Source organism: Bullifex sp. (assembly GCF_034103065.1).
Taxonomy (GTDB): Bacteria; Spirochaetota; Spirochaetia; order Sphaerochaetales; family Sphaerochaetaceae; genus Bullifex.
This window is the reverse complement of sequence record NZ_JAXEGN010000282.1, coordinates 1-5,057: the sequence shown is the minus strand read 5'-3', so window position 1 is coordinate 5,057 and position 5,057 is coordinate 1. Positions and strand designations below refer to the sequence as shown.

Annotated in this window: 5 protein-coding genes; all 5 read left to right on the top strand. The window is 34.9% G+C overall.

The features are described from left to right. The coding region (locus SOY52_RS10665; protein WP_320848938.1) for a hypothetical protein at positions 1–635 on the top strand (635 nt) is incomplete at its 5' end. Then, positions 635–1,381: an ATP-dependent sacrificial sulfur transferase LarE gene (gene larE / locus SOY52_RS10660; RefSeq protein WP_320848937.1), complete on the top strand. Its 747-nt coding sequence runs from the start codon at positions 635–637 to the stop codon at positions 1,379–1,381. The genes SOY52_RS10665 and larE, both read left to right, overlap by 1 nt. Continuing rightward, positions 1,381–2,130: a nickel pincer cofactor biosynthesis protein LarB gene (gene larB, locus SOY52_RS10655; protein ID WP_320848936.1), complete on the top strand. Its 750-nt coding sequence runs from the start codon at positions 1,381–1,383 to the stop codon at positions 2,128–2,130. Before larE ends, larB begins: the two co-directional genes overlap by 1 nt. Further along, positions 2,131–3,324 carry a nickel pincer cofactor biosynthesis protein LarC gene (gene larC, locus SOY52_RS10650; protein ID WP_320848935.1) on the top strand — a complete coding sequence of 398 codons (1,194 nt, stop codon included), beginning with the start codon at positions 2,131–2,133 and terminating at the stop codon, positions 3,322–3,324. Positions 3,325–3,461: 137 nt separating this feature from the next. Beyond that, positions 3,462–5,057 (top strand): sodium/proton-translocating pyrophosphatase (locus SOY52_RS10645; protein WP_320848934.1); only part of this gene is annotated, 1,596 nt, incomplete at its 3' end.

Sequence of the window (5,057 nt, the reverse complement as noted above, 5' to 3'; positions counted from 1 at the left end):
AGCAGCTTAGATATAAAGAAGCTTTAGTAATCTTTAATGAAGTACTTTCAAAGGACCCAAATGATTTAGCTACATTACGTCTTAGAGCAATTAGAAATATGACAACGCTATGTGTTAAAGAAAGTCTTGATGATTTTTTATTTTTAAAAGCAAATGGATATAGTGAAGATGTAAATTATCAAATAGGTCTTTCTTATTTCTATTTGGGACTTTATGAAAAGTCATTATATTATTTTGAAGAGTGCAACAAGATTTCCACAGATGAAATGAAGGTTGCGTGTATGTATTGGCATACTATTGCTGCTTGGAGATGTAATAAAGAACCAATACTACTAAGTCAATTCAAAATAGGAATGGATATTGGTCACCATATAGGATATGATGCTGCACTTAAACTTTTTACAAATGTCTTAACAGAGGAAATTTATTTATTACTACTAAATGAAGAGCCCTCTGACTTGGAGTATTCTATTTTCTCATATGGATACAGTGCATACTTAGAGAAAAATAATAGAATGGCTGAAAGATCTGAGGTTTTGTCCAATATAATAACAAGAGATACATTTTGGATTTCTTTTGCATACATTGCCGCTTACAATGATAGATACTATGAAGGTAAAGGAAGGAAAATTTAATGGAAAGGCTTAGAGATTTCTTTTCGGAGCATAAAAAAATAGCATTAGCATTTTCAGGTGGAACCGACTCAGCATTCCTACTCTATGCTGCTAAGTACTTTAATGCTGATGTTAAGGTTTATTACGTTAAATCCCAATTTCAACCTCAATTTGAGCTCGATGATGCCATTAAGCTTTCAAAAGAGTTAAATGCTGATTTATCAATAATAAATGTGGATATTTTAAGTTATGATGAGGTTAAGGCTAATCCTAAAAATAGATGTTATTACTGCAAAAAGCATATATTTTCAAAAATTATTGAGAAGGCTAAAAAAGATAATTTTACAACAATTATTGATGGGACTAATTACTCTGATGATATTTTAGATCGTCCAGGCTTTAAGGCCTTACAGGAGATGAAGGTTCTATCTCCATTAAGGATTTGTAAAATAACCAAAGACGAAGTACGAAGGCTTTCAAAAGAGGCAGGACTCTTTACATATAATAAACCTGCCTATGCATGTCTTGCTACTAGGATAGAAAGTGGTAAAGAGATAATGATAGAGGATTTAGTTAAAACAAGTGAAAGTGAGAAATACCTATCTTCTTTAGGTTTTTCAGATTTTAGAGTACGTCTTAGAGGAGAAAATGCTCTTCTTGAATTAAAAGAAAAGGATTTAGAATTATTATTAAAAAATAGAGAGCAAATAGTTAATAAATTAAAGCAGAGCTATAAAGGGGTTGCTTTAAACCTAGAGGTAAGATAATGAGTGATATAAAAAAGTTACTTGAAAGTGTACAAAGTGGAAATCTTAGTGTTGATGATGCACTTTTAAGAATAAAGGAAAAACCCTTTGACGATTTAGGTTATGCAGTTGTTGACCTTCATAGAAAGGTTAGGCAGGGTGCAACTGAGGTAGTATATGGAGCAGGTAAAAGTGCCCAGCAAATCATTGGAATATTAAAATCCTTAAAACAAAATGGAGATAAAACAGTACTTGTTACTAGAATTAGTCCAGAAAAGGCAAGAAATGTGCAAGAGGAAATAGATATTACATACTACGAAGTCTCCTCCCTTGCGATTATGGGGAATCTTCCTCCAAAGGATGGAAATGGTCGTGTCGTTGTTGCTACTGGAGGAACAAGTGATATCCCTGTTGCTGAAGAAGCAGCTTTAACTCTTGAAGCATTAGGTAATGAGGTTGTAAGAATATATGATGTAGGAGTTAGCGGGCTTCATCGATTGCTTTCAAGGTTAGATGACATTATGTCTGCTTCTGTTATTGTAGCAGTTGCAGGTATGGTAGGAGCTCTTGCTTCAGTAATTGGTGGTTTAGCAGATTGTCCTGTTATTGCAGTTCCAACTTCAGTTGGGTATGGTACCTGTTTTAATGGGTTATCAGCACTATTATCGATGTTAAATTCCTGTGCAAGCGGAGTATCGGTTGTGAATATCGATAATGGGTTTGGTGCAGGGTATCAAGCTTCTATGATAAATCATGTTAAGGGGAAATAGATGAAAACACTATATATCGAAGCAAATATGGGCGCTGCAGGGGACATGCTTACTGCGGCATTAGTTGAGCTATTTGACGATAAAGAAAAAATTGTAGCTGAATTAAATTCATTAGGTATTCCTGATGTAACATATACTCTTTCTGATAGCATTAAATGCTCTATTAAAGGTAGCCATATAAGTGTAAGTGTTGCTGGAGTTGAAGAAGAAATAGAGCATACCCACTCTCATGATGAAAATCATCACCACCACCATAATACTATGAACGATATTAGAACTATTGTTTATGGTTTAAATGTAAAAGAGAAAGTAAAAGAAAAGATAATGGAGGTGTATCAAATAATTGCTCAAGCTGAGAGCTTTGTGCATGGAACTACTGTTGAACAGGTCCATTTCCATGAGGTTGGGGCAATGGATGCTGTTGCTGATATCACTGCAGTTTGTTATTTAATTGATAAACTTAATGTTGAAAAAATTACATCCTCTGCTATTAATACTGGAAATGGTTATTGCCGCACAATGCATGGAATTTTACCAGTTCCAGCTCCTGCTACAGCTAAAATTTTAGAGGGTATGGCCTCTTATGATGATGGTGTTCGTGGAGAGCTATGCACTCCTACTGGAGCTGCTTTAATTAAAGCTTTTTCATCATCTTATGGACCAAGACCAAATATGAGGATTGAGAAAATTGGAAATGGAATGGGCAAAAAGGACTTTGAGAGAGCAAACTGTATTCGTCTATTTTTAGGTGAAAGCGAAAATGCTTTAAAAGATAGTGTTATTTTACTAGAAGCAAATGTTGATGATATGAGTGGAGAGGATATTTCCTACGCTCTTGAATGCTTACTTTCAGCTGGAGCTTTAGATGTATGGACTAGTGCAGTTAATATGAAGAAATCACGCCCTGGTGTAATTATTTCTGCTCTTGTTAAAGAAGAGGATGAAGAAAGACTAGTTAATACATTTTTTAAACATACAACAACAATTGGAATTAGAAGAGAAAAGAAGGAGCGATATATTCTTCAAAGAGAAATTAAAGAAGTAAAAATTCCAAGTGGAAGTGTTAGGGTTAAATGTTCTACAGGTTATGGTGTTAATAGAATAAAGGCGGAATTTGAAGATTTAAAGGCCCTTTCAAAACAAAGTGGAAAAGCAATAAAAGAACTCAGAGATGAGATAATTTCAACTATTTAACCTAATTCCCTCTAGAAATAATCATTCTAGAGGAAAAATTTACATTTACATCAATATTTTTATAAAAATTTTACTTGTCAGCAGAATATCTCATGATAATATGAAAATACATAAGTTTTCTAAAAAAGGAGGGAGCTATGGGTATTCTGTGGTATATCGTATTATTTATTATTGTATTAAGCCTTGCTTATGTCTTCTTTTGCTACAAAAAAATTAAAGCAATGAAAGAAGGTACAGTTGAAATGGCTGAGATGGCACTCATTATTAGAAATGGTGCTAACACATTTATGAAAACAGAATACAAAACAATAGCAATAGTAGTTATTGCTGTTGCTATAATCTTCTCTCTATTTGTAGAAAAGACATCTGGTTTAACACTTATTTTAGGAGCCTTAATGTCTAGTGCGGCGTGTATTACAGGTATGAAGAGTGCAACATATGCAAATGTAAGAACCTCTAATAAAGCGCGTGAGAGTATGAGCATTGGTGAAACTGTAAAAGTAGCACTCTCTGGAGGTTCTGTATCAGGACTTTCTGTTCAAGCCTTTGGTATGTTAGGTCTTGTAACAATATTAATAGGTTGGGGTATAGATCATAATAGTACAGGAACGGGATTTTTGTTGAAAATGCAATGTAATGCCTCAACAATGAGAATAACAACTTATTCACTTGGTTGTTCTCTTGTTGCAATGTTTAACCGAGTTGCCGGTGGAAACTATACAAAGGCAGCAGATATCTCATCTGATATCTTGGCAAAGCTTAGACATGATTTACCAGAGGATGATAGTAGAGTTCCAAACGTAATAGCAGACTTCATTGGTGATAACGTTAATGATATTGCTGGTAACTGCTCAGACTTACTTGAATCATTTGTTGCAACAACAGCTGCTGGTATCTTAATTGCTTCTACAGTTTATGCAAATGGAGGTTTTTCTGAATCAGCATATGATGCAGCAATGATGTATCCTATCATGCTTGCAGGAGGCGGCTTACTAAGTTGCTTAATCGGCTTAATAATTGTCAACTTAAAGAAAATGGGTGATGACCCATCTAAGGAGTTAAATAAAGCAACTTATATTTCTGCTTTCTTAACACTTGTTTTAGGCCTACTTACTTGCTTTATGCTATTTAATAAAGCAGAACTTCCTAAATCATTTATCCTTGGTTGGATTAGTCCTTGGACATGTGCAATTCTTGGTATCATATCAGGTGTTGCAATTGGTATGATTACTGAGTACTACACAAGTACAGACTTTAAACCAACTCAAATCTTAGCTTCTATGGCAACAGAGGGAGAGGCCTTTGTAATAACAAAGGGTGATGCCGTTGGTAGCAGAAGCTGTTTAATGCCTGTATTGATGATTGCAATATCTCTCTTTATTTCTGGAAAGGTATGTGGTACATATGGTATTGCACTAGCATCATTAGGAATGCTTTCTTTCGTTGGAACAACAGTATCAATAGATGCTTTTGGACCTATTGCTGATAACGCAGGAGGCCTTGCTGAGTCATGTCACCTACCTCACGATGTAAGAGTAATTACAGATAAGCTAGATGCAGTAGGTAACACTACAGCTGCAATAGGTAAAGGCTTTGCAATTGGATCTGCAGCATTTGCAACTGTATCATTAATCGTTGCCTATGTAGGTTCATATTCTGTTGGCGAACCAGTATTGAACTTTGCTTCCTTCGTTGTTGTCGCAGGTGGTATTTTAGGTGGTGCTTTAGTTGAG